We start from the raw sequence: 21,614 nt of genomic DNA, 5'->3' as shown, positions 1-21,614 counted from the left end.
CGTCCGATATCCGCCGACGGGAGATGGCGACGTCGGATGGTGCCGCATCCCGCGATCGCCGTCGCGCTCGGCGTGGTTGCCCGTCTATAGCTGCAACTCGCGAAATACTGCTGCGGTGGCCGAAAACGGACATCTGTCGCCGTTTCACTCCGGTCGGGTCGGCGAGACCGGCCAGCAGCGGCTCGTCGATATTCTCGACGCGCAGGCCGCGCTGCCGAGCGTGCAGCGTCTGCGCCGCTGGGCGCTGGACACCGTCGGGGTCGAGCCCGGTGACCGGACCCTCGATATCGGTTCCGGCACCGGATCCGAGGTGTTGGCATTCGCCCGGCTGGCAGGACCCACCGGCGACGCGGTGGGCATCGACCCGAATCCCGCGATGCTCGACGTAGCCCGCAAGCGCGCCGCGGCCGAGGGAGTCCCTGCGCGTTTCCTGGAGGGCAGCGCCTATGCCCTGCCGTTCGACGATGGGTCCTTCGACGTCGTGCGAAGTGAACGTGTCTTTCAGCACCTCGACCATCCCGATCGGGCCACCGCCGAGATCGCCCGTGTGCTGCGGCCGGGCGGGCGAGTGATGCTGATCGACAGCGATTGGGCGACGGCGATCCTGCATCCGGCCGACCCTGATGTGGTGCGGCGCGTGCTCCAGCACGAAATGGGTCCGAACCGCGATGCCGGGAGGCGACTGCGCGGGTTGCTGACCGCCGCCGGCTTCGAGATCGACGATATCGGTGCGGGCGCGGCGATCTGGGATCCGGTCACCGTGAAAGGTGTGGGCCGCACGATCGGCGAGCAAGCTGTGGCCGGGGGCGTCATCACCAGCGCGCAACGAGACGCGCTGAATGCAGATCTGGACCGCGGTGTCGCCACCGGCGACTACCACTTCTCGGTGACGATGTTCGCGGTGCTGGCACACCGGCCCTGACCCGCGGCCGGAATTCGCACGGGTCCGAGAAGGGGTTGCTCTACCTGTGTCTATACAGGCCACGCATAGCCACCTCGCCGATCGGCATTTCACACGTCTATTTCCGCGACCGTAACGTCTGGGAAGACGTGATGACCGCCCCCGAACGACATTTACGGGCGAATTCGCCACGCGATTACCTGGAAGGAAAATAAGCATGCCATTGGTGCGCATCGACCTAATTCGCGGCCGGACCCGCGACCAGATCAATACCCTCGCGGATACCGTCCACCGCGCGATTGTGGACGTCCTGGGCATTCCCGAGCGCGACCGGTTCCAGATCATCACCCAGCACGATGCCGAGGACGTGATCGCCCAGGACGCGGGCCTGGGGTTCGGCCGCACCCCGGCCTTGGTCATGGTGCAAATCTTCACCCAGACCGGCCGTACCCCGGCGGTCAAACAACAACTGTTCCGCACCATCGCCTCTTCCCTCGGCGACCTGGGCATCGACGGCAACGACGTGTTCATCGGCATCGTCGAGAACACCGCGCAGGACTGGTCTTTCGGATACGGCCGCGCCCAGTACCTCGAAGGTGACCTTCCGGTCCCCCGCTAGCCACGCCCTACCCGAAACCTCGGAAGGAGCACGACCATGTCCGTGAACACCCCCCTACCCACCCGCCTGACCACGGCATTCGGCCTCACCTCCCCCGTGGTGCTCGCCCCGATGGACGTCGTCTCCGGCGGCCACCTCGCCGCCGCCGTCACCCGCGCCGGCGGCCTGGGCCTCATCGGCGGCGGATACGGGGACCGCGACTGGCTGATCCGCGAATTCGCCAACGCCGGAAATGCCCGGGTGGGATGCGGATTCATCACCTGGAGCCTCGCTCGCCGGCCCCACCTGCTCGACATCGCGCTCGACCACAACCCACCGGCGATCATGCTGTCCTTCGGCGACCCCGCTCCGTTCGTCGACCGCATCCACGCCGCGGGCGCACAGGTCATCTGCCAGATTCACAGCGTCGACGACGCCCGCCGCGCCTTGTCCGCAGGTGCCGACATCCTCGTCGCACAGGGTGGGGAGGCCGGTGGCCACGGCACGGCCGCACGTTCCACCTTCACCCTCGTCCCCGAGATCGCCGACCTGGTCACCGACACAGCGCCGGAGACCCTCGTCCTCGCGGCGGGCGGCATTGCGGACGGACGAAGCCTGGCCGCCGCACTCGTACTCGGCGCGGACGGCGCCTTGATCGGCACCCGCTTCTGGGCCAGCGCCGAAGCCCTGGTGCCGGACACGGTGCAGCGGCACGCGATCGAGGCCACCGGCGACGACACGATTCGCACCAGCGTCTACGACCTCGTCCGCGAAAGCCCTTGGCCCGCCCGGTACACCGGACGCCTGCTGCGCAACGGCTTCATCGACCGCTGGCACGGCCGCGAGTCCGAGCTCCTGCACGCCCTGCCCGACGCCCAGGCCACCTACCGGCACGCCCGCACCGGCCACGACCTGGACAACCTCAATATCATCGTCGGCGAGGCCATCGGCCGAATCCACGACGTCACACCGGCGGCGGACCTGCTCGACGCCATCACCAGCCGAGCCCGCGATCTGCTGACCGCTGGGCGGCCTGAGACGACATGCCACCGACAGATCGGGCAATAGACGTGTACTGCCCATAGCTATCGGGAATGATCGGGTTATGACCAGCGACGCAGTCCCGAACCCCGGCCCGGACCCGGTGCCGCGCGCCGGAACCACCCCCAACCCGCCGACCTCCCCTGCCCCGCGGACTCCCCCGGCACAGCCGACCACCCCGCCGAAAACAGCGCCGCCCCCGGCACGGACCAGCCCTGCCCGCTCACTGCGCACCCGCACGGGCTCCGCCTGGACGGCCCTGGTCGCCGCCGCGATCCTCGGCATCATCCTGTTGATCTTCATCCTGCAGAACCTGGATCAGGTGCAGCTGACCCTGTTCTTCTGGAGCTTCCACCTGCCGCTGGGCGTCACCATCCTGCTGTCGGTGATCGCCGGTGCCCTGGTGATGGCCCTGGTCGGCGGCTACCGCATGCTTCAGTTGCGCCGCGCCGCCAAACGCTAGGGGTTCACAGCAGCGCGGTGAACACCAGCCACGACACCAGCGCCGAGGGCAGCATCGAATCCAGGCGGTCCATGATGCCGCCGTGCCCGGGCAGCAGCGTGCCCATATCCTTGATGCCGAGCTCGCGTTTGACCTGAGATTCGATCAGATCGCCGCCGGTCGCCACCAGCACCACCGCGACACCGACCAGCACGCCGATCATCGAATTCGCCTGCAGCAGCAGCGTCACCGTGAGCAGGCCGCCGATCACGCAGAACACCAGCGACCCGGCGAAACCCTCCCACGACTTCTTCGGGCTGATCGCCGGAACCATCGGATGCTTACCGAACAGCACCCCCGCCACATAACCGCCGACGTCCGAGCACACCACTAGAATCATGAACGTCAACACCCGCAGGTTGCCGTCCGGTTCGAGCAGCAGCAGCGTCGCGAACGAGGCCAGCAGCGGAATCCAGGCCAGCACGAATACCGTGATCGCCGTGTCGCGCAGGAAGTTTCGCGGGGTCGCCGCAAGGCCGTGGTCGAACAGCCGCCACCCCATGCACACCAGCACGGTCGTCGCGAACGCTCCCACGACCCCCGGCGACCCGTACGGCCAGGCCAGCCAGATGATGGCCTGCCCGCCCGCGATCAGCGGGATCCGCGGCACCAGCACATCGGCCTCGCGCAGCCGCTTGGCGACCTCCCACGTGGCGACGGCGATGGCCACCGCGATGACGCCGATGAGGACCTTCGGCACGAACAACAGGATCGCGATGAGCGACAGTCCCAGCGCGAAACCGACCGCCAGCGCGGCCGGTAGGTTGCGCCCGGCGCGCGATGACTTCCCGCTCGGCAGCGCCGAGGGCGCCTGCGGAGCCGATGCGGCACCCGTCGCATCACCAGCCGGCACCGCATCACCGGCCGCGGCTTGTTCGGCCACGATTGTCCCGTCGCTCACTTGTCGTCCATTTCGTCCCCCGCGGCAGTCAGCGCCCGTCGGTCCGGCCCACCGACCGACCGGCCGTCAGACCTCGAGCAGTTCCGATTCCTTGTGCTTGACCAGTTCGTCGACCTGGCCGACGTACTTGTGGGTGGTCTTGTCCAGTTCCTTCTCGGCGCGACCGACCTCGTCCTCGCCGGCCTCGCCGTCCTTCTGGATCCGGCCCAGCTCGTCCATCGCCTTACGCCGCACGTTGCGGATGGCGATCTTGGCGTCCTCACCCTTGCTCTTGGCCTGCTTGACCAGTTCGCGGCGGCGCTCCTCGGTCAGCTGCGGGATCACCACGCGGATGATGTTGCCGTCGTTGGTGGGGTTGACGCCCAGATCCGAGTTGCGGATCGCGGTCTCGATCGCCTGCAGCTGAGCCTGTTCGTACGGTTTGATGACGAGCATGCGCGGCTCGGGAGCCGTGATGCTCGACATCTGGGTGATCGGCGTCGGCGCACCGTAGTAGTCGACGACGACCCTGTTGAACATGCTCGGATTAGCGCGACCGGTCCGAATGGATCCCAGGTCGTCCTTCGCCACCGAGACGGCCTTTTCCATCTTCTCCTCGGCGTCGAAGAGCGCTTCTTCAATCACGACCGTTTCCTCCACAGCGTCATCGTGTCGATCCGTTCAGGATCGAACCAGCGTGCCGATCTTCTCACCGGCCACCGCACGGGCGATATTGCCTTTCGTCAAAAGATTGAACACCAGAATCGGCATCTGGTTGTCCATACAGAGGCTGAACGCGGTGGAGTCGGCGACCTTGAGACCGCGCTCGAGCATCTCCTTGTGGGTGATCTCGGAGAACATTTCGGCGGTCGGATCCTCCCGCGGGTCGGCGGTGAAGACCCCGTCGACCGCCTTGGCCATCAGCACCACCTCGGCGCCGATCTCGAGGGCGCGCTGGGCGGCGGTGGTGTCGGTGGAGAAGTAGGGCATGCCCATACCGGCGCCGAAGATCACCACGCGGCCCTTCTCCAGATGCCGCTTGGCGCGCAACGGGATATACGGCTCGGCCACCTGGCCCATCGTGATCGCCGTCTGCACCCGGGTGTCGACGCCCTGCTTCTGCAGGAAGTCCTGCAGCGCAAGGCTGTTCATGACGGTGCCGAGCATGCCCATATAGTCCGAGCGGGCCCGCTCGAGGCCGCGTTCTTCGAGTTCGGCGCCGCGGAAGAAGTTTCCGCCGCCGATGACGACCGCCACCTGCACGCCGGTCGAGACGACCTCGGCGATCTGCTCGGCGACCGTCTGCACCACGTCCGGGTCGAGTCCGACCTTGCCGCCGCCGAACATCTCCCCACCCAGCTTGAGGAGTACTCGGCGATAGCCCTTACGGGCCGGTTCCGGGTCCGACATCGGTCTCCTTACCTCTTCGGCAGACGGGTACACACACGCGAAAAGACCATCTGGTGTCGGGGTGGACACGAGACGGTGACGAAGCTCTGTCTATCCTGCCCTACGACCGGCCCGAAACGTTACCCGACCCCGGAATCGAGCGATACATCGATCCCGCGGGGTCCGTTCCCGCAGATGGGCGGCGGCGTCCGACATGAAAAGACCCCTCGCGCAATCCTTTACGCGAGGGGTCTTGACAGCCGAATCAGGGCTGGCCGACCTCGAAGCGGGCGAAGCGGGTCACGGTGACACCGGCCTCGTCCAGCAGCTGCTTGACGGTCTTCTTGCTGTCGGTGACCGACGGCTGCTCCAGCAGGACGACGTCCTTGTAGAAGCCGTTGATGCGGCCCTCGACGATCTTGGGCAGCGCGGCCTCCGGCTTGCCCTCCTCGCGGGCGGTCGCCTCGGCGATGCCGCGCTCCTTTTCGACGACGTCGGCCGGAACCTCGTCGCGGGTGACGTAGCGGGCCTTCAGCGCGGCGATCTGCATGGCGGCGCTGCGGGCGGCCTCGGCGGCCTCGTCGCCCTCGCCCTGGTACTCGACCAGCACGCCGACGGCCGGCGGCAGGTCCGAGGACCGCTTGTGCAGGTAGGTCGCGACCGGGCCGGTGAACGACACGACCCGGCGCAGCTCCAGCTTCTCACCGATCTTGGCGGCCAGCTCCTGCACGGCCTGATCGGCGGTCTTGCCGTTGACGTCCAACGCCTTGAGCGCGTCCAGGTCGGCCGGGCGGACCTTGGCGGCGGCCTCGGCGATATCGCCGGCCAGGTTCTGGAACTCGTCGTTCTTGGCGACGAAGTCGGTCTCGGAGTTGATCTCGAACATGACGCCGTCCGACGCGGCGACCAGGCCCTCGGCGGTGGCACGCTCGGCGCGCTTGCCGACGTCCTTGGCGCCCTTGATGCGCAGGACCTCGACGGCCTTGTCGAAGTCGCCGTCGGTCTCCTCCAGCGCCTTCTTGCAGTCCATCATGCCGGAGCCGGTGAGCTCGCGAAGCCGCTTCACGTCCGCGGCGGTGTAGTTCGCCATCCTGGCGAGCCTCCTCGATGTTGGTCTCTAGGGTCTCTTAGCACCACCATGCCGACCGCTTCCGAACAGGAAGGGCCGGCACGGTGAACAAAGGGGAGCTGCTAACTCAGCTCTCGGCCGCAGCCGGCGCCTCGGCGGTCTCGGGGGCCGCCTCGGCGTTCGGGTTGGCCTGGGCCAACAGCTCCTGCTCCCATTCTGCGAGCGGCTCACCGGCGCCGGCCTCCGGCTTGGCATCGCCGGCGGCACGCGCGGCACGAGCCTGCACACCCTCGGCGACCGCGGAGGCGACGACCTTGGTCAGCAGCGCGGCCGAGCGGATGGCGTCGTCGTTGCCCGGGATCGGGTAGTCGACCAGGTCCGGGTCGCAGTTGGTGTCGAGGATCGCGACGACCGGGATGTTCAGCTTGCGGGCCTCGCCGACGGCGATGTGCTCCTTGTTGGTGTCGACCACCCAGATGGCCGAGGGCACCTTGGCCATATCGCGGATACCGCCGAGGGTGCGCTCCAGCTTGTTCTTCTCACGCGTGAGCATGAGGATTTCCTTCTTGGTGCGACCCTCGAAACCGCCGGTCTGCTCCATCGACTCCAGCTCCTTCAGGCGCTGCAGCCGCTTGTGGACGGTCGAGAAGTTGGTGAGCATGCCGCCCAGCCAGCGCTGGTTCACATACGGCATACCGACGCGGGTCGCCTCGGCCGCGATGGCCTCCTGCGCCTGCTTCTTGGTGCCGACGAACAGCACGGTCCCACCGTGGGCCACGGTCTCCTTGACGAACTCGTAGGCCTTGTCGATGTAGGTCAGCGTCTGCTGCAGGTCGATGATGTAGATGCCGTTGCGGTCGGTGAAGATGAACCGCTTCATCTTCGGGTTCCACCGGCGGGTCTGGTGCCCGAAGTGCGCGCCGCTGTCGAGCAGCTGCTTCATGGTTACGACAGCCATGGCTCCGTAACAACCTTTCGTTGCTGGTTGACGCAGAGATCGGCGACCTCTGCCCTGGCGCCCGCGGCCGCCGGACCCGATTCGGCATATGCACGAATGTTCGGGACCAGCCGACGACCCACAGTGACGGGCGCGCGAAGTCGATCCGGTGATGAGCGGACCGCAAGCACAGTTTACGACCAGGTGGCGCGGGAACCTAAACGGGGTCGGCCGGAACCCCCTATTTCCACCCACGGTATTGGTCAATCGTCCAGAATGTGCCCCCGACCGCGTCCCGCATGCCCCACCGTTGACACATGCGTTCACTGACTCCGGGCGCTCGCTGGGCCGCCGTCGTGGCCGCGACCGTCGCACTCGCCGTCGCAACGACCGTGACCGAACCAGCCGCCGCCGACCCCGCACCGATCTCTCGCCTGACCGTCCAGGGCTCGTGGTTCGTCGACGAGCAGGGGCGGGTGGTCCTCCTGCACGGGGTGAACAACGTGGACAAGGACCCGCCCTACGTCACTCCGGGCGACGGCCTCACCATCACCGCCCGCGATGCCGACCTGCTGGCCCGGCACGGGTTCACCGCGGTCCGGCTCGGTGTGGAATTCGACGGGCTGATGCCCGAGCGGGGACGCATCGACCGCGACTACATCGAGCGCGTGGCACAGACCGTGGACGTGCTCGGGCGGGCCGGTATCCATGTGCTGCTGGATCATCACCAGGATTCGCTGAGTGCCGTCTTCGGCGGGAACGGCTTTCCGGCGTGGGCGGTCGACCCGAAACCCTTTCCGGGCGAACCGAATCCGGGTTGGCCGTTGAACAACGCGCTGATGCTGTCGCTGAATCTGGCGTGGACCAACTTCTGGAACAACGGCGGCGGTGTGGTCGACCGGCTCGGGGACGCTCTCGCCGCGCTGGCGGCACGGCTGCGCGGCAATCCGGCGGTGCTCGGCTACGAGGTGATGAACGAGCCGTGGCCGGGTCTGGCCTATCCGAGCTGCATACCGGCGGGCTGCCCGAAGTTCGACGCGCAGTACCAGCAGGTGCACGAACGGCTGACCCGGCGCATCCGCGAGGGTGACCCGACGGCGCCCGTGCTGTGGGAACCGCACGTGATGTGGAATCAGACGATTCCCACCCATATCGCGGAACCACCACTGACACCGGCGATTACCGATCCGGCGATCGGGTTCTCCTTCCACGACTACTGCGTGTTCAACGAGGCGGCGATCTATCTGGGCCTGCCGCGAGAGTTGGTGGGCCTGTGCGGTGTTCAGCACGACCGCACCTGGTCCAACTACGAGACCTTCGAGGCACGCACCCGAATACCAGCGCTGGTCACCGAATTCGGCGGCGACACCCGCGCCGACACCGCGGCCCGCACCCTCGACCGCGCCGATCAGCGCCTCGTCGGCTGGATGTGGTGGCATTACAACAGCATCGAGGGGCCGGGAGACCGCCCGGATCCCTTCACCGGCGATCTGGGTCGGCAGCTGGTGCGCACCTACCCCCGGGCGACCGCGGGCACTCCGCTGTCACTGTCCTTCGACGCCCGGACCGGCGAAATGCGTTATCGCTACCGGCCCGAAAATCTCGGTGTGCCAACCGAAATCACTACCTCGGATCTGCACTACCCGAACGGCTACACCGTCGATGTCCAGGGTGGGCGCGCCACGTCGGCCCCCGACAGCCGCGTCGTCACCATCGAGGCCGATTCCGGCGCACTAGCCGTGGACGTGGTGATCCGGGCACGTTCCTGACGTGGTGGTCTGTCCGCGTCCGTGGCGGGTGGCGGGGCACCGCTACTCGGCCGAAACCTATTCGAAGCCGAGCACGATCGCCGTGCAGGCGACGGCCACGATGGCGACGGTGACCACGGCGACGGCGAAACGCGCCTCGTGCCACTGGCTTCGGTGGTGGCTGTGTAGAAACCTGCTGCGGCGCAGCGCGATTACGGCTACCACGATCAAAGCTGCGACGGCCGCGAACGGGAGGGCGATGGCCGATGGCCGATCGCTGACCAGGGCGACGTGCAGAAACAGCAGGGCGTTGGCCATCGCACCGATGGCGGTGCGCCACCAGGCCAGGGCAGTGCGTTCGGCCTGCAGGCCACGTTCGGAGGTGGTCATGAGCCGAGAAGTTCTGCGCTGATGGCGATGAGAACCGCTCCCGGCACGGGGCCCGGAGTCGTCACGGCGTGGGAGCGCGCCGCACGGCAGGGCGCGGCGGCATGATGTCGAGACGCTGCGGCGGCGGTGCTGTCGGCTTGCGTCCCGCGCTCGAAAGTGGTCATGAGACGAGCAGGCCGAAGCTGGCGAGGAGTGCGATGAGGGCGATGCCCACAGCGAGGATGGGGACCAGCACCGTGTGCGGGAGGGGTTTTCCGCGGCGCATGGCGGCGGCGACGCGGCGCCAGCGGCCGTAGGCGCCGAGGGCGACGATCGCGGCCAGCACGATACAGCTCATGGCGAGGGCGGCGCGCAGGTCGTGGCGGCGGAACGGGCGGACCAGTTCGTGGACCGCGACACCGGCGGCGAGCAGACCGAGCGCGGTGCGGATCCAGGCGAGGAAGGTGCGTTCGTTGGCGAGGGTGAAGCGGTAGTCGACCTCGGACTCGCGCGGATCGGGCGAGGTCTCCGTGGTGTCGGGCGGGGTCTCCGTCATGCGACCGATGCCCGGATCATCGTGGGTCGACGCGATTTTCGCAGCGGCGCGGCGGCGATGGACTGAGCGGTGCGTCGGTCCGGCAAGGCCATCGGCATCCTCTCCGCGCGCCACGCGACCGCGCGGGAACGCGCTCTGTTCACAATCGGATGGTTATCCACACTCGCCGAAACCGATCTTTCCACACGGCCGGGTCACGAGCAGAGTGGCCGATATGCGCTGGTTGACCGCTGTCGTGCTGACCTGGCTCCTGCTGCCGGTATTCCTGCCCGCCCCCGAGTCCGGGGCGGCACCTGCCCTTCGATTCGATTGGCCGCTGCACCCGCGCCCAGCGGTGCTGCGCCCCTTCGACAAACCCGAGCACGATTGGCTACCCGGCCACCGCGGCGTCGACCTCGCCGGCACGACGGGCCAGCCGGTACTCGCCGCAGCCGACGGCATCACGGCATTCGCCGGCGAGGTCGCCGGCAAACCCGTGGTGTCCATCGACCATCCTGGCGGCCTCCGCACCACCTACGAACCGGTCCGAGCCACCGTCCCGCCCGGCCACCGAGTATTCCGCGGCGAAGCGGTAGGCACCCTCGAACCCGGCCACGAGGCCTGCCCCACCCCTTGCCTGCACTGGGGAGCCCGCCGCGGCCACGACTACCTGGACCCCCTCGGCCTGCTGCGCACAACCCCCCTGCGCCTCAAACCCATTGCCCCGACATGATCAACCACCGCCGAACAGACCGAGCCAGCGTCCAATATCAACGCGTCCTCGTCCAGCACGCTCCCGGACCGCTCGTCGGCCAACCCCCCGCCGAACCGCTCGTCGACCACCACGCCGTCCGTCGTCCCACGCACCACCACACCGCTCATCGTCCCCACACACCGCCACACCGCTTGTCGGCCCACGCACCGCCACACCGCTCGTTGGCCCCACGCACCGCCATGCCGTTCGTCGGCCCACGCCCCGCCACACCGCTTGTCGGCCCACGCGCCGCCATGCCGCTTGTCAGCCCACACGCCGCCATGCCGCTCGTCGGCCAACCGTCCACGAGCCACGTCACAGGTGTCGTCGCCAACTCCATCTCGTGGGCCGCCGGTTGAACGAGTGGGTAGCTTTGCCGTGCCGCAGAACTGGATCCGGCGATTGGGGGCGGTGCTGCCACGCGCCACGGGGAGTTGGGCGCGGTGGGGTGGGTTATTGGGCGGGGGCGGTTGGGGTGGATTCTCGTTCGGCCAGGTCGCGCTTCCACTCTCGGAAGCCCTCCTCTGTGCGGCCGCGGCGCCAGTAGCCGGAGATCGACGCGAAGTCCGCGGGGACCCCGCGCTCCTTGCGGATGTAGGGGCGCAGGTCGTGCATCACCGCTTTGGCCTCGCCGTGGATGAAGACGTGGGCCTGTCCGTCGCGCCAGGGCTCGGCGCGGACCGCGGTGGCCAGTGCCTCGCCGGGGGCCGCGTCTCCGCGATGGAGCCAGGTCAGTTCCACGCCCGCAGGGCGCTCGACCGGCAATTCGTCTGCGGGACCGGCGACCTCGACGAAGACACTTCCCACCGCATTCGACGGTAGGACGGCGCAGGCGGCCGAGATGGCGGGCAGCGCCGACTCGTCTCCGGCGAGCAGATGCCAGTCCGCGTCCGAGCGCGGCGAATAGGCGCCGCCGGGGCCGAACAGGTCGATGGCGTCGCCGGGTTGCGCCGCGGCCGCCCAGGGCCCGGCCACGCCCTCGTCGCCGTGATAGACGAAATCGATCACGATCTCCTGCGCCTCGGTGTCGATCGCACGCACCGTATACGTGCGCATCACCTCGCCGTCCGAATTCGGGAACAGCAGTTTGACGTAGGCATCGGTGTAGCCGTTGGGCTCGAAGGCCGCGAAGCCCGGACCGCCCAGGCGGATCCGGATCAGATGATCGGTCAGGCGTTCGCTGCCGCGGACCACGAAGCTGTGACGAGTGCGAGCCAAGGAAGCCTCCTCCATAATTAGGGTTACCTAAGACAGCGTAGCAAGAACAATCGCCGATAGCTCGGGATGTATCGGAATTAATCGTCCTCCGACTCGTCTACCGGGATCCGGCACATCAGGATGGTGATATGGCCGACCTCCCCCAGACCGCACCGTTCACCTATCCAGAAGTCGGCGCTACCGCGCACGAATTCCCTCCCGGCTACCACCATTTCCGCTTGCGACACCGCATCGGCTCCGGCCGCACCCTGTTCGACTCGGCGGCCGACCAGATCCTGGCCTACCGAATGCAGAAGGGCACCGGCATCTTTCGCGAGGCGAGCACGCCCACCGCGGCCCCGGGCACCCTGCTGACCGTCCGCCTCGGCCTGGGCCCCTTCGGCATCACCGCACCCTGCCGCGTCGTCTACGTCCTGGACGAACCCGACTGCCGCGGCTTCGCCTACGGCACCCTCCGCGGCCATCCCGAAATAGGCGAGGAACTGTTCGCCGTCGAATACGACCCCACCGACCACGCGGTATACGGCGTCGTCGCCGCCTTCTCCCGCCCCGGCACCTGGTACACCCGCCTCGGCGGCCCAGCCGTCCGATGGATCCAGCACTATTTCGCCACCAGGTACATCGACACGATCCGGCCGCGTGAATGAGAACCCGGGGCACAACAAGCCGGTGTCAGTGGCGGCGCACAGGGAGGCGATGGCCCCGCCCACCGCTGCTGCCCGGGTGAGACACCGCGCGGTCCGGGTCAGCCCTCACGTCGCGGTTCGGCTATCGATCGCGAGCAGTACAGACGTCTCATCTACTGGCAGTGGGTTATAGGCGCTGATCACTTGGTCGGCAGGTGTGCCGCCAAGGCTGCGGCCTCGGCGCGTAGGCGGTCGGCTCGGTCCGAGCGGCCCAGAGATTCGTATTCCTCGGCGGCGGAACGCCTTTCGTCGATCTCTCGCTGCACGATCCGTTCGATATCGGCCTCGGTCAGCTCGCGGCGGCGTGCCTCGGCCGCGCCCAGACCCACGGCGCTGGCCTCGATCGCCCCGGCTTTGACTTCTGCCGCGTCGACGGCCTCGGAATTGTCGATCGCGGCCAGCGCCGACCGCAGAGCGGACGCGGCATCCCGATCCCGTGCCTTCATCGCAACCGGTAGAGCAGCACGCAACCGCTCCCGCAGCGGGGCCTCGGTGAACTCGATCGACATGAGCACGACCGTACGGCGGCAACCCGTCCCGGTCCACCGCATTTCCGGCGTGCCCCTGCGTTCGCAAGCCCTGGTGCCCCATGCCCGCGCGGGCAGGCGTATCTTTTCGTGCCCTGATGTCAGGGTTTTCGCGCCTCGATGAGAGTGCGGGAGGAGTGGGCGACGAAGGGACCTTCCTGCTGAATCCGATCATGGAGTTGCCGCAGGCGATCCAGGTGGGCCTCGACGGTGAACCCGGGAACCATCCAGATGACCTTGCGCAGGAAGTAAACGACCGCCCCGATGTCGTGGAATTCCATGCGCAGCCGCTCGGTACGCAGGTCCACCACTTGCAAACCGGCGGCCTCGGCGGCAGCGGCCTCGTCGTCGTGATGGCGTGCCCGGCGCGCCTCGGGCTGCGGGCCGAGGAAGTACTCGACCAGTTCGAACACGCTGGCCGGACCGACGTGCTGAGCGAAGTAGGCCCCACCCGGCCGCAGGACTCGCGCGATCTCATCCCACCAGACCGTGGCCGGGTGCCGGCTGGTCACCAGGTCGAATGCGCCGTCCGCGAACGGCAGCGGCGGCTCGTCCGGATCGGCGACGACGACCACGCCCCGCGGATGCAGCAGCGCGGTGGCCTTCGCGACATTGGGCGGCCACGACTCGGTCGCGACCGTCGTGGGCGGAAATGTCTCGGCCTCGGCGAGGACTTCACCCCCGCCGGTCTGGATGTCCAGCGCGGCCGTCGCGGTCTTCAACCGGCCGCTCATCAGCCGCTGATAACCCCACGACGGGCGTTCCTCGCTCGCGCGACCATCCAGCCAGGAGAAGTCCCAACCATCCACCGAGGCCGCCGCGGCCTCCTCCACCAATCCCTCGAACGTCAAGCCCATGTGGGAGCATTCTGTCAGCAACCTCACCGCGTCTCGACCGATTTTCCTGGCGCACCCGGACTCGTACGCTCAGGCTCGTGAGCGTGGAATGGTGCGGTATCGGAAATCGAGACTCGTTGAAGGACACGATCGTCGCGCATGTGGACGCCCTCGCCGACGCAGGGCGAGACGGTGATTGGCCCAGGTTGTTCGACCTGCTGTCGCATCGGCCGACACTCCCGCCGGTCAGCGAGAGCTTCTATCCCAATGCGTCGCGGGTGGGTGGAATGTCCGGCTACGCACCCCTGCATCAGGCGGCATGGCACGGGGCACCCACGTCGGTGGTGGAGGAACTGATACGGCTCGGCGCTTGGCGCACCCTGCGCTGCGCGAGTGGTGAGACACCGCTGCAGGTTGCGGAGTCCCGTGGTCACGGGCATCTTCGCGAGGCGCTGGCACCGCAGCCGGTGCACGAGGTCGACGACTTCGCTGTGACACAGCTCGAATGTCAGCTGCACGCCGTCGTCGCGGGCCGGGCGCTGCGGTTGATGCGCGAAGCTCGCATCACCCCACCGCAGTTGGGACCGCTCACCGAGGCGCGGGATCCGAGAATGTGGTTTCCCGTGCCGGGAATGTACGGGGGATTCCAGATCGTTCTGGTGCGCGGCGGCGACCGCGCTGAACTCGATGTGCAGAGCTGGTGCCGGATCGTGGAGGGGTCCGGGCAGCGGCATCGGGTTCGCACCGACGGATTCGAGCTCGTGGCAGCGGGGTTCGTGTGAACCTGCTGCCGGTCAGGCGCGGGGGTGGGCCTGGTCGTGGGCCTTTCTGAGGCGCTCGATGGAGACGTGGGTGTAGAGCTGGGTAGTGGCCATGCTGGCGTGGCCGAGGAGTTCTTGGACGATGCGGAGATCGGCGCCGCCTTCCAGAAGATGGGTGGCGGCGGTGTGGCGCAGGCCGTGCGGGCCCATATCCGGTGCGCCGGGTATGGCCGAGACGACCTCGTGCACAACGGTTCTGGCCTGGCGCTGGTCGAGGCGGCGGCCGCGACGGCCCAGCAGCAGGGCGCGTCCCGATTCGGCGGTGGCGAAGCCGGGGCGGCCATAGCGCAGCCACGCCTCGAGGGCCTGGTCGGCGGGGACGCCGAAGGGGACAGTGCGTTCCTTGTTCCCTTTGCCGAGCACCCGCACCTGACGGCGTTCCCGGTCGACGTCGTCGATGTCCAAACCGCACAGCTCGCTCACTCGAATTCCGGTGGCATACAGCATTTCCACGATCAGCCGGTCCCGCAGTGCCATCGGATCGTGCTGCTCCGCACCGGATTCCGCGGCCGCCATGGCCTCGCTTGCCTGTTCGCGACCCAGTACGGCAGGCAGTACGCGATGCGCGCGGGCCGATCCGAGCCGCGGTCCCGGGTCGACGGCCAACCGCCCGGTTCGGGTCAGCCAGCCGGTGAATGTCCGTGCCGCCGAGGCCCTTCGCGCCATGGTGGTGCGGGCCGCCCCACCCGCGGACTGCGCGGCCAGCCACGACCGCAACAGCGCCAGATCGATCTCCCCCACCCCGGAATCGGCGGCCCGCCCACACAAATGCAGCAGCAGCGACCGCGCATCCCCCACATAGGCGCGCACCGTATGCGCCGACCGATTCCGCCCGAGCCGCAGGTGCCGCCCATACTCCTCCAGCAGCGCCTCCAGATCCTCGGGCAACTCATCCATATCGTCCACGTTCACCGACCGAGCCGCCCGTGGCAAGTCACCGCGCCGACGCCGAGATGTCGGAGAGGGCGCTCACCTGCGCGCACGTGCGAGTTGTTCGACAACGGTGATCATGCGGTCGATTTCTGCGCAGGTGTTGTAGAAGGCGAACGACGGCCGGACCGTCGCTTCCACTCCGTACCGGCGCAGAATCGGCTGGGCGCAGTGGTGGCCGGCGCGGACGGCAATTCCCTTCTCGTTCAATGCCTTGCCGACCTCGAGGGGCTCGTAGCCGTCGAGCGTGAACGACAAGACGCTCGCCTTGTCGGCCGCCGTGCCGATCACTCGAATACCCGGAATCGCCGCGAGACGCGGTGTCGCATAGGCGAGCAGTTCGTGCTCGTAGCGTTCGATGTTCTCGATGCCGATCGACTCGACGTAGTCGATGGCGGCGCCGAGCCCGATCGCATCCGCGATATTGCCGGTGCCCGCCTCGAATCGGCCCGGCGGCGGCTGGAAGAGCGACCGCTCGAGAGTGACATCGCTGATCATGTTCCCACCGCCCTGCCACGGTGGCATGTCCTGCAGGATGTCGGACTTGCCGTAGACCGCGCCGATTCCGGTCGGCCCGAACAGCTTGTGACCGGAGAACACGAAGAAATCCGTGTCGAGCGAACGCAGATCGACCCGCATATGCGGAACCGATTGCGCACCATCGACGACCGTGACGGCTCCGGCCCGGTGGGCCTGTGCCACGATCTCGCGCACCGGGGTGATCGTGCCCAGGGCATTCGAAACGTGCGCTACCGACACGAGTTTCGTCCGATCCGACAGTAACCGGCCGTACTCGTCGAGGAGCAGTTGTCCCCTGTCGTCGACCGGAATGATCCGCAGTACCGCACCGGTTTCGCGTGCGAGCAGCTGCCAGGGCACGATATTCGCATGGTGTTCGAGGTGCGAGAGGATGATCTCGTCACCCTCGCGAATATTCTTGCGACCCCAGGTCTGTGCGATCAGATTGATGCCCTCGGTGGCCCCGCGGACGAAGACGATCTCCTCCGCCGAGGAGGCGCCCAAGAAACGCGCGACGGTGTCACGCGCCTTCTCGTACGCATCGGTGGCGCGCGCCGCGAGTTCGTGGGCCGCTCGATGGATGTTGGAGTTCTCGTGTTCGTAGAAGTAGCCGATCCGGTCGATGGCCGGCCGCGGCTTCTGCGTCGTTGCGGCGTTGTCGAACCACACCAGGGGATATCCGTTCACCCGTTCGCGCAGAATCGGAAAGTCGTTTCGCACGGCGTGGACGTCGAATGCCGGATGCTTCGACCGATCGAGGAAATAGAAGTCCGGCCCCGCCTGCGTCGGCGGGGTCGAGCTTGCGAACCGAGGCGGCGACAGCGGGATATCCAGTGACGGCAACCAGGGCAGTAGCGGATCGGCATATCTGGCCGCGCCGCCCGGCTGCGAAGCCGGGCTGGACATGGGCGTATTCGGCTCCCACGCCGGAACCGACGGCTCCGGCGTGGGTCCACCGGGCGGCACCGCCGCTGCGGTCGGTACCACCGCTGTGGTCGGCGCCTCCGTCGGCAAGGCCGAGAAGAATTCCGCCGCAAGGCGGTTCAGCGTCGCCTCGTCCGGGAGCAGGCGCCCCCGGCCTGCCGCAGCGGCGTCCGTTGCGGCAGTCGAGGCATCACTTCCGGTAGGTGGGGGCGTAGTCATGGAACTTGTTCACCTCGGCTCCCTCGAGCAGGGCCACGGCATCGTCGGTCAGCACCGCCAGCGAGCAATACAGCGACACCAGATACGACGCGATGGCACTTCGATCGATACCCATGAACTTCACCGACAGCCCCATGCCCTGCTCGCCCGCCAGACCCGGCTGGTAGAGGCCGACCACGCCCTGTCGTGATTCACCCGTGCGGATCAGCAAAAACTTCGTCTTACCGCGCTCGACGGGAACCTTGTCCGACGGAATGATCGGTATGCCGCGCCAGGTCAGGAATTGGGAGCCGAACAGGCTGACCGTCGGCGGCGGCACACCGCGCCGCGTGCATTCCCGGCCGAATGCCGCGATGCCCTGCGGGTGGGTCAGGAAGAAGCCCGGTTCCTTCCACACCTTCGTGATCAGGTTGTCCAGATCGTCCGGTGTCGGCGGCCCGGCGACCGTCGAAATTTTCTGCTTGGCCGCCGTATTCGCGATCAGCCCGTAGTCCGGGCTGTTGATCAGCTCGCCCTCCTGATGCTCCTTGATCGCCTCGATGGTCAGCCGCAACTGCTGGGCAATCTGATCGTGGGGGCTCGAATACAGATCCGACACCCGGGTGTGCACATCGAGAATCGTGTTCACCGCCTTGAGGCGGTACTCCCGCGGGTCCTTCTCGTAGTCGACGAAGGTCTCCGGCAGCGGAGACTCGTCGGCGTTGTCGCACTTGATGTCCACGGTCTGCTCGTGGGTGACGCGATTGCGCCGGTAGATGCCCGCCTCCACCGGGACCCAATCCAGCAGATGAACCAGCCATCTCGGAGTGATGGACTCCATCTGCGGAACGGTCTTCGTCGCATTCGCAAGCGTCCGGGCAGCGTCATCACCCAACGCCATGGGCTGCGGTACAGCTTTTGTCATGGAACCGCCTTCATGATTGGCAAATCAACCGCTACCAGTGCCGCAATACTGCTACAACCGCCCGGAACAACCCGATCAGCGACACGCACGCGAATTCGGGCTATCGCTGGTCCCGAGCGAGGCGGAACCAGCCGGAGGCATCCGAGCCGACCAGGCCCGCCAACTCGAGGGCGGGCAGGACCGCGCGGACGGCTTGCAGCGATAGTCCGGCTTGTTCGGCCAGTTCCCGGGGTAGGCGCGAACCGATCTTCGGCAGGGCGGCGAAGACCAATGCCTCGTCGCCGCTGAGGTTTTCGTCCTCGGACCGCGGGCCGGGCAAGGACAGCCGCAGTGGGCCCGCCTCGTCGACGACCTCCTCCGCCCGGCTGACGAGCAGGGCCTCGCCCTCGCGGATCATCCGATGGCAACCCACCGACGAGGCCGAGGTGACCGGGCCGGGCACGGCGAGGGCGGGGCGGCCGAGTCGGCGGGCCCATTTGACGGTGTTGCGGGCACCGCTGCGCAGACCGGCCTCGATCACGAGGACACCGTCGGCCAAGGCCGCGATGACGCGGTTGCGGGCGAGGAAATGATGCTTGTGCGGGGCGGTGCCCGGCGGATACTCGCTGACGACCAATCCGGTTTCCGCGATCTCGGCGAGGAGCCGGTGATGCTGCGCCGGGTAGGGGCGGTCGACGCCGCAGGCCAGCACGGCGATCGTGGACCCGCCCAGGGCGAGCGCCGCCCGGTGCGCCATGCCGTCGATGCCGAAGGCCGCACCCGACACGATCGTCCAGCCGCGCGCCACGAGATCGCTCACGATCTCGCCGGTCACCCGGTCGCCGTAACCGCTGCTGCAGCGCGAACCCACCACGGCCAGTGCCTGCTCGGTCGAGCCCACCAGCGACAGTGGGCCCCGCACCCACAGCACCAGCGGCACCGCCGCACCCGTATCGCGCGCCGCGTCGAGCTGACTCAGCCCGAGCATCCGCCACGCGGGCCACTCGAGGTCGTCGGGCGTCACCACGCGCCCGCCCAATCGAGCGATGGTCTCCAGATCCTCTTCGGCCCGGTCGATTCCGCGCCGTTTCTCGGTGGGTCCCAGCAGCGACTCCGGCAGCGCACACTCCCGCACCGCCCGCGCCGCCTCGACGACACCCACCTGCTCGATCAACGCCGACAACGCCGCACACGGCCCCTCGACCACTCGCGACAGATACACCCACGCCAACCGCCGCTCATCGGCATCGAGCAGCACCAATCCCCCGCCCGCACCGTCTGTTCCGTGTGCCGAATCCGGCTCGTCAACTCCCCCGTTCACCCGTCCCCCTTCCGCCGCATCGGCAATCCCCACTGCTGACAAAATTCGACCTCCACGCCGTCGGCTCCTCTGCGAATCGACAGACGGCTGCCACGACGCACACACAGGGGCGCAGACGGTCACAACGCACCCCGCTGACGAAAGTTCAACGCCTGCATGACGTCCTGCGCATGCGGCTGATCTCCCCCGCGCAGGTCGCAGATGGTCCATGCGACGCGGATGGCTCGGTCGGCCCCGCGCGCCGACATGCGTCCCTGCCGCAGCGCGTTCTCCACCGGCGCCAATGATTCGCGCGGCAGGCGGAACCGTTGTCGCAGCACATGTCCCGGTACTTCGGCATTGGTGGTCCAGCCGTATTCGCGCCAGCGTTCGACGGCCGCCCTGCGCGCCAAGGTCACTCGGCTCCGAACCACTTCGCTGCTTTCGACCTCGGTGGTGGCGAACGCCCCGGCCGCCTGGCCGTGCATCTGGACCCAGATGTCGATCCGGTCCATCAGCGGGCCGGACAGCTTCCCCAGGTATCGCCGCCGGGCCAGCGGCGCGCAGATGCAGTCGACATCGCGGGCGGGCGCGCAGGGGCACGGATTTGCCGCCAGAATCAATTGGAACCGGGCCGGATACCGCGCCACGCCGTCGCGGCGGGCGATGCGAACCTCCCCTTCCTCCAACGGAGTTCGCAAGGCTTCGAGTACCTTCGCGCCGATTTCGGCGCACTCGTCGAGAAACAGCACGCCGCGGTGGGCCCGGCTGACCGCGCCCGGCCGGGCCGAGCCCGAACCGCCGCCGACCATCGCGCTCACCGATGTGGAGTGGTGCGGGGCGACGAACGGCGGCATGGTGATCAGCGGATGGTCGCCCGGTAGCGTCCCGGCCACCGAATGGATCGCCGTCACCTCCAAGGCTTCCGGTTCGGTCAGCGGCGGCAGCAGGCCCGGAAGGCGTTGTGCGAGCATGGTTTTCCCGATGCCGGGCGGACCGGTCAACAGCAGGTGATGTCCGCCCGCCGCGGCCACCTCCAAGGCCCACCGCGCCTCGTCCTGACCCACCACCTCGTTCAGATCGCCGCCGACGGGTTCGGTCGGCGGCAGACCACCGTCCGGGACACGCAGCTCACCGTCGTCGCGCAGCCAATCGATCAGCTCGCGCAGGGTCCCCGCGCCCAGCACCCGGATCCCATCGACCAGACCGGCCTCCGCCAATGCGCACTCCGGCACCACCACCGTCGTCCGTCCGGCACTGCGGGCTGCCAGCACGGCGGGCAGGATGCCGCGCACCCGGCGCACCCGGCCGTCCAGTGCCAGTTCGCCCAGCAGCGCCGTGCCCGCCAACCGCGTCGACGGGATCGCATCCCCCGCGTCCAGGACGGCCGCGGCCAGAGCCAGGTCGTAGACACTGCCGACTTTCGGCAGGGTGGCCGGCGACAGGGCGAGAATCACCCGGCCGTCGGGCCATTTCTCCCCGGAGTTGGTGACCGCGGCCCGCACCCGGTCGCGCGACTCCTGCAAGGTGGTGTCCGGCAGCCCGACCAGGTGGACCGACGGCAGCCCTTGGCCGATATCGGCCTCGATCTCGACCAATTGCCCATCCACGCCGGTCACCGCGACCGAATGAGCCCGCCCGAGCGCCATCAGATCACCCCCTTGAGGTGTTCGATGGCCGGCTCACGGCCGGGCAGCAGCAGTACCGCCACCACGTCGAAGCGGATCTGCCGCCACGGCCCGGGCTGTTCGCGCAGCCACAGCAGCGCCAGCCGTCGCATACGCCGCTGCTTGTCCACGGTCACCGCCTCGGCCGGTGCCCCGAACCGCAGCCCGGACCGCGTCTTCACCTCGACGAACGCGGTCACTGCCGCGTCGCGGGCGATCAGGTCCAGCTCACCGTCTCGACAGCGCCAGTTCCGTTCGACGATCTGCATCCCTGCCGCACGCAGGAACCGCGCCGCCAGCTCTTCCCCTCGGGCGCCGAGCGCCTGTTTGTCTGCCACCCGGCCAGCATGGCCCGGCCGCC

24 protein-coding genes are annotated in these 21,614 nt (G+C 68.0%); 8 read left to right on the top strand and 16 right to left on the bottom strand.

Features of this window, described 5'->3' with window-relative positions; genetic code table 11:
* The first annotated feature begins 115 nt into the window (after positions 1-115).
* From IU452_RS12695 to IU452_RS12680, 4 genes are all read left to right on the top strand, one after another.
* Positions 116-922, top strand: coding sequence for a methyltransferase domain-containing protein (locus IU452_RS12695; RefSeq protein WP_324192577.1), 807 nt, complete (start codon positions 116-118; stop codon positions 920-922).
* A 196-nt stretch (positions 923-1,118) separates the two neighbouring features.
* A complete protein-coding gene (locus tag IU452_RS12690) occupies positions 1,119-1,520 on the top strand; it encodes a tautomerase family protein (protein WP_195109207.1) in 402 nt (133 codons plus the stop codon).
* Between the two features lie 36 nt (positions 1,521-1,556).
* Positions 1,557-2,567 (top strand): NAD(P)H-dependent flavin oxidoreductase, encoded by a 1,011-nt coding sequence (locus IU452_RS12685; RefSeq protein WP_195109206.1) that lies wholly within the window; start codon positions 1,557-1,559, stop codon positions 2,565-2,567.
* A gap of 37 nt (positions 2,568-2,604) precedes the next feature.
* On the top strand, positions 2,605-3,003 hold the full coding sequence (locus IU452_RS12680) for a LapA family protein (protein WP_195109205.1): 399 nt from the start codon (positions 2,605-2,607) through the stop codon (positions 3,001-3,003).
* Between the two features lie 4 nt (positions 3,004-3,007).
* On the opposite strand, the gene IU452_RS12675 is transcribed toward IU452_RS12680, so the two are convergent.
* The 5 genes from IU452_RS12675 to rpsB form a co-directional block, all read right to left on the bottom strand.
* Complete coding sequence (locus tag IU452_RS12675) at positions 3,008-3,895, bottom strand: phosphatidate cytidylyltransferase (RefSeq protein ID WP_416382320.1); 888 nt, start codon at positions 3,893-3,895, stop codon at positions 3,008-3,010.
* A gap of 114 nt (positions 3,896-4,009) precedes the next feature.
* Positions 4,010-4,567: a ribosome recycling factor gene (gene frr, locus IU452_RS12670; protein WP_195109203.1), complete on the bottom strand. Its 558-nt coding sequence runs from the start codon at positions 4,565-4,567 to the stop codon at positions 4,010-4,012.
* A 36-nt stretch (positions 4,568-4,603) separates the two neighbouring features.
* Positions 4,604-5,332, bottom strand: a complete 729-nt coding sequence (gene pyrH, locus IU452_RS12665; RefSeq protein WP_195109202.1) for a UMP kinase — start codon at positions 5,330-5,332, stop codon at positions 4,604-4,606.
* Positions 5,333-5,576: 244 nt separating this feature from the next.
* A complete protein-coding gene (gene tsf / locus IU452_RS12660) occupies positions 5,577-6,401 on the bottom strand; it encodes a translation elongation factor Ts (RefSeq protein WP_195109201.1) in 825 nt (274 codons plus the stop codon).
* 106 nt (positions 6,402-6,507) lie between these two features.
* Positions 6,508-7,338: a 30S ribosomal protein S2 gene (rpsB, locus tag IU452_RS12655; RefSeq protein WP_195109200.1), complete on the bottom strand. Its 831-nt coding sequence runs from the start codon at positions 7,336-7,338 to the stop codon at positions 6,508-6,510.
* A gap of 296 nt (positions 7,339-7,634) precedes the next feature.
* Here rpsB and IU452_RS12650 point away from each other — a divergent pair, with 296 nt between their 5' ends.
* A complete protein-coding gene (locus IU452_RS12650) occupies positions 7,635-9,086 on the top strand; it encodes a cellulase family glycosylhydrolase (RefSeq protein WP_195109199.1) in 1,452 nt (483 codons plus the stop codon).
* A 57-nt stretch (positions 9,087-9,143) separates the two neighbouring features.
* On the opposite strand, the gene IU452_RS12645 is transcribed toward IU452_RS12650, so the two are convergent.
* Together IU452_RS12645 and IU452_RS12640 are read right to left on the bottom strand one after the other, a co-directional pair.
* Positions 9,144-9,455, bottom strand: a complete 312-nt coding sequence (locus IU452_RS12645) for a DUF202 domain-containing protein (RefSeq protein WP_195109198.1) — start codon at positions 9,453-9,455, stop codon at positions 9,144-9,146.
* A 160-nt stretch (positions 9,456-9,615) separates the two neighbouring features.
* Positions 9,616-9,990: a YidH family protein gene (locus IU452_RS12640; protein WP_195109197.1), complete on the bottom strand. Its 375-nt coding sequence runs from the start codon at positions 9,988-9,990 to the stop codon at positions 9,616-9,618.
* Between the two features lie 214 nt (positions 9,991-10,204).
* Between IU452_RS12640 and IU452_RS12635 the strand changes: the two genes are divergently transcribed.
* Entirely contained in the window at positions 10,205-10,702 is a 498-nt protein-coding gene (locus IU452_RS12635) for a M23 family metallopeptidase (protein WP_195109196.1), read from the top strand.
* Positions 10,703-11,176: 474 nt separating this feature from the next.
* Here IU452_RS12635 and IU452_RS12630 read toward each other — a convergent pair whose 3' ends face one another.
* Complete coding sequence (locus IU452_RS12630) at positions 11,177-11,941, bottom strand: siderophore-interacting protein (protein WP_228817498.1); 765 nt, start codon at positions 11,939-11,941, stop codon at positions 11,177-11,179.
* Between the two features lie 128 nt (positions 11,942-12,069).
* On the opposite strand from IU452_RS12630, the gene IU452_RS12625 reads away from it, so the two are divergent.
* The gene (locus tag IU452_RS12625) at positions 12,070-12,588 is read left to right on the top strand and encodes a DUF1990 family protein (RefSeq protein WP_195109194.1); all 519 of its coding nucleotides are present in this window, start codon (positions 12,070-12,072) and stop codon (positions 12,586-12,588) included.
* Between the two features lie 179 nt (positions 12,589-12,767).
* Here the strand turns inward: IU452_RS12625 and IU452_RS12620 are convergent, their stop codons facing one another.
* A complete protein-coding gene (locus IU452_RS12620) occupies positions 12,768-13,136 on the bottom strand; it encodes a GatB/YqeY domain-containing protein (protein WP_195109193.1) in 369 nt (122 codons plus the stop codon).
* A 119-nt stretch (positions 13,137-13,255) separates the two neighbouring features.
* Complete coding sequence (locus IU452_RS12615) at positions 13,256-14,011, bottom strand: class I SAM-dependent methyltransferase (RefSeq protein ID WP_195109192.1); 756 nt, start codon at positions 14,009-14,011, stop codon at positions 13,256-13,258.
* 77 nt (positions 14,012-14,088) lie between these two features.
* Here IU452_RS12615 and IU452_RS12610 point away from each other — a divergent pair, with 77 nt between their 5' ends.
* A complete protein-coding gene (locus IU452_RS12610; protein ID WP_195109191.1) occupies positions 14,089-14,772 on the top strand; it encodes an ankyrin repeat domain-containing protein in 684 nt (227 codons plus the stop codon).
* A 12-nt stretch (positions 14,773-14,784) separates the two neighbouring features.
* On the opposite strand, the gene IU452_RS12605 is transcribed toward IU452_RS12610, so the two are convergent.
* The 6 genes from IU452_RS12605 to IU452_RS12580 form a co-directional block, all read right to left on the bottom strand.
* Positions 14,785-15,708 carry a tyrosine recombinase XerC gene (locus tag IU452_RS12605; RefSeq protein ID WP_195109190.1) on the bottom strand — a complete coding sequence of 308 codons (924 nt, stop codon included), beginning with the start codon at positions 15,706-15,708 and terminating at the stop codon, positions 14,785-14,787.
* Between the two features lie 72 nt (positions 15,709-15,780).
* Entirely contained in the window at positions 15,781-17,403 is a 1,623-nt protein-coding gene (locus IU452_RS12600) for a family 2A encapsulin nanocompartment cargo protein cysteine desulfurase (RefSeq protein WP_195109189.1), read from the bottom strand.
* Positions 17,375-18,307 carry a family 2A encapsulin nanocompartment shell protein gene (locus IU452_RS12595; RefSeq protein WP_195109188.1) on the bottom strand — a complete coding sequence of 311 codons (933 nt, stop codon included), beginning with the start codon at positions 18,305-18,307 and terminating at the stop codon, positions 17,375-17,377. Before IU452_RS12595 ends, IU452_RS12600 begins: the two co-directional genes overlap by 29 nt.
* Positions 18,308-18,407: 100 nt before the next feature.
* A complete protein-coding gene (gene dprA, locus IU452_RS12590) occupies positions 18,408-19,517 on the bottom strand; it encodes a DNA-processing protein DprA (RefSeq protein ID WP_195109606.1) in 1,110 nt (369 codons plus the stop codon).
* A 209-nt stretch (positions 19,518-19,726) separates the two neighbouring features.
* Positions 19,727-21,235: a YifB family Mg chelatase-like AAA ATPase gene (locus IU452_RS12585; RefSeq protein WP_195109187.1), complete on the bottom strand. Its 1,509-nt coding sequence runs from the start codon at positions 21,233-21,235 to the stop codon at positions 19,727-19,729.
* On the bottom strand, positions 21,235-21,591 hold the full coding sequence (locus tag IU452_RS12580; protein WP_195109186.1) for a YraN family protein: 357 nt from the start codon (positions 21,589-21,591) through the stop codon (positions 21,235-21,237). Before IU452_RS12580 ends, IU452_RS12585 begins: the two co-directional genes overlap by 1 nt.
* Positions 21,592-21,614 lie beyond the last annotated feature (23 nt).

Origin of the sequence: Nocardia transvalensis (genome assembly GCF_015477765.1) — a bacterium.
In the GTDB taxonomy this organism is placed as follows: domain Bacteria; phylum Actinomycetota; class Actinomycetes; order Mycobacteriales; family Mycobacteriaceae; genus Nocardia; species Nocardia transvalensis_A.
This window is presented reverse-complemented; position numbering and strand designations above follow the sequence as displayed.

Bases quoted from the DNA above. Each gene is read 5' to 3' on its own strand.
- IU452_RS12690 (WP_195109207.1), top strand. From the start codon at position 1,119: ATGCCATTGGTGCGCATCGACCTAATTCGCGGCCGGACCCGCGACCAG.
- IU452_RS12685 (WP_195109206.1), top strand. From the start codon at position 1,557: ATGTCCGTGAACACCCCCCTACCCACCCGCCTGACCACGGCATTCGGC.
- IU452_RS12680 (WP_195109205.1), top strand. From the start codon at position 2,605: ATGACCAGCGACGCAGTCCCGAACCCCGGCCCGGACCCGGTGCCGCGC.
- pyrH (WP_195109202.1), bottom strand. From the start codon at position 5,332: ATGTCGGACCCGGAACCGGCCCGTAAGGGCTATCGCCGAGTACTCCTC.
- tsf (WP_195109201.1), bottom strand. From the start codon at position 6,401: ATGGCGAACTACACCGCCGCGGACGTGAAGCGGCTTCGCGAGCTCACC.
- rpsB (WP_195109200.1), bottom strand. From the start codon at position 7,338: ATGGCTGTCGTAACCATGAAGCAGCTGCTCGACAGCGGCGCGCACTTC.
- IU452_RS12650 (WP_195109199.1), top strand. From the start codon at position 7,635: ATGCGTTCACTGACTCCGGGCGCTCGCTGGGCCGCCGTCGTGGCCGCG.
- IU452_RS12645 (WP_195109198.1), bottom strand. From the start codon at position 9,455: ATGACCACCTCCGAACGTGGCCTGCAGGCCGAACGCACTGCCCTGGCC.
- IU452_RS12640 (WP_195109197.1), bottom strand. From the start codon at position 9,990: ATGACGGAGACCCCGCCCGACACCACGGAGACCTCGCCCGATCCGCGC.
- IU452_RS12635 (WP_195109196.1), top strand. From the start codon at position 10,205: ATGCGCTGGTTGACCGCTGTCGTGCTGACCTGGCTCCTGCTGCCGGTA.
- IU452_RS12625 (WP_195109194.1), top strand. From the start codon at position 12,070: ATGGCCGACCTCCCCCAGACCGCACCGTTCACCTATCCAGAAGTCGGC.
- IU452_RS12620 (WP_195109193.1), bottom strand. From the start codon at position 13,136: ATGTCGATCGAGTTCACCGAGGCCCCGCTGCGGGAGCGGTTGCGTGCT.
- IU452_RS12615 (WP_195109192.1), bottom strand. From the start codon at position 14,011: ATGGGCTTGACGTTCGAGGGATTGGTGGAGGAGGCCGCGGCGGCCTCG.
- IU452_RS12605 (WP_195109190.1), bottom strand. From the start codon at position 15,708: ATGGATGAGTTGCCCGAGGATCTGGAGGCGCTGCTGGAGGAGTATGGG.
- IU452_RS12600 (WP_195109189.1), bottom strand. From the start codon at position 17,403: ATGACTACGCCCCCACCTACCGGAAGTGATGCCTCGACTGCCGCAACG.
- IU452_RS12595 (WP_195109188.1), bottom strand. From the start codon at position 18,307: ATGACAAAAGCTGTACCGCAGCCCATGGCGTTGGGTGATGACGCTGCC.
- IU452_RS12585 (WP_195109187.1), bottom strand. From the start codon at position 21,235: ATGGCGCTCGGGCGGGCTCATTCGGTCGCGGTGACCGGCGTGGATGGG.